Source organism: Paenibacillus xylanivorans (assembly GCF_001280595.1).
Taxonomy (GTDB): domain Bacteria; phylum Bacillota; class Bacilli; order Paenibacillales; family Paenibacillaceae; genus Paenibacillus; species Paenibacillus xylanivorans.
The window spans coordinates 206,437-207,930 of record NZ_LITU01000083.1 but is presented as its reverse complement, the minus strand read 5'-3'; the positions used below and the strand labels follow the sequence as shown (position 1 = coordinate 207,930).

The 1,494-nt window shown below is 41.9% G+C and carries 3 protein-coding genes; all 3 read right to left on the bottom strand.

What is annotated here, in order from left to right:
- Positions 1-52 precede the first annotated feature (52 nt).
- From cdiI to AMS66_RS32575, 3 genes are read right to left on the bottom strand one after another with little or no spacing between them, the layout of a single operon-like run.
- On the bottom strand, positions 53-433 hold the full coding sequence (gene cdiI / locus AMS66_RS30515; RefSeq protein WP_236703707.1) for a ribonuclease toxin immunity protein CdiI: 381 nt from the start codon (positions 431-433) through the stop codon (positions 53-55).
- A gap of 8 nt (positions 434-441) precedes the next feature.
- Complete coding sequence (locus AMS66_RS30510; RefSeq protein ID WP_082350961.1) at positions 442-1,188, bottom strand: CdiA family toxin C-terminal domain-containing protein; 747 nt, start codon at positions 1,186-1,188, stop codon at positions 442-444.
- Positions 1,163-1,390 carry a hypothetical protein gene (locus AMS66_RS32575; RefSeq protein WP_053784341.1) on the bottom strand — a complete coding sequence of 76 codons (228 nt, stop codon included), beginning with the start codon at positions 1,388-1,390 and terminating at the stop codon, positions 1,163-1,165. The genes AMS66_RS30510 and AMS66_RS32575 overlap by 26 nt, the downstream gene beginning before the upstream one ends.
- Positions 1,391-1,494 lie beyond the last annotated feature (104 nt).

Genomic DNA, 1,494 nt, shown 5'->3' with positions numbered 1-1,494 from the left:
ATTCAGCTATAGAAACAAAAATATATAATCATACTACTCTATCTATTTCATCTTAGTTTGAAACAAATTCTTTTTCAATCCTTATTATATAATCCTCTACAGTAGCAAGCTGATCAGGGTGACGAGTAAGATACTCGGCGGAGGCTTCTTTCAAATACTTAATAAAAACTTCATTATCTAAAATAACAGATTCTTCTTCTGGCACAATAGGATAATCAAAAAAATATATAACCCCCGTATCACCGAAGTAATCTTCCTCCCATGATTTGAATTCATGAGCAAATACACACCACACTGCTTCCACTCCATATCCCTCTGCTTTAGAGTAACTGTCTAAAATCGTTAAAAATCTATCATCCCCTAGCACTTTATAATAACTCAATACCATTTTTCTATTTTTTTCATTATCATAGTCCATTTCGTGTCCCATCATTTTCACCTCTACTCATTTCTTGGAACTATAGGAAATACATTCGTTATTTCTCCTGTCGTTTCATCTATATATCCCTCAAACTCTAAACCATTAGATGCACTTCCTCTAACTACACGTCCATCCATTTCACCATTTTCCATAGCCTCTTTCCCCCACTTGATAATATCTGCATCCGATATCTTTTGGGGATCATATACGGTTTTCGGTTTTGGAATGCTCTTCAACTCACCCACAATAATATTCCCTTCTCTATCTAAAGCCGGAATTCCATATTTCATCTCTGTAATTCCATCAATGTAAGGGTGCTTTCTTTCATAAATTATACAATCTTCAAGATTCCATCCTTCATCAGTAAATGCCTTTTCGAAGTTTTCCCTATTATGCCCCCCAACAACTCCTTTATTTTTCTTTCTCACAATACCCTGCACGTTAATTATATGATCCTCGAAATCAGCGGCATAAGTGAATACATTTTTACCAGTTCCCTCAGTAGCTGGGCTTGTCCGTCCCTTACTAGCCTCATCATATAGACGCGAGTCATCAAACTCATCGAAAGGCCGATTCTTACCAGGACCGCCCAACGTCCCTCTGGAAGGCTTGGATTTAGCAGTCTTCGGTCCAGTCTTACCGCTAGCTGCCGCCGGATCATGTTGAACCTGCTGCTTCCAGGCTGCCCACGTATCTCCGAGCGCCGAACTGTTCTTACTGTTCACCAGCTTGTCCGCTGCCTTATTTAACCCATGCTTGGCTAGCATAGCCAGCTTCCACGAACTGCTGGATCATCCCTGGATTTCCGCTCGATCCGACCGGTTGGGAGGAGCCTTGACTGCTCAGCACTGGAGGAGTTGGCATCATCGCATGGATTTCCTCTGATGACTTGCCTGCTTGCCCCCCTTGTTCCATCACCTGTTTGGCTTGCTGCCTCCAATCGTACATCGCCGTTCGATCCTGGTCCATCTGGTTGTAAACCTTCTGCTAGTTCGCCAGTTCGACCTGTTTTTCTGCTTTGCTTTTCTTTTCCAGCTCTGCAAGCAGGCTGATTGATATACTTTTGTTGTTAG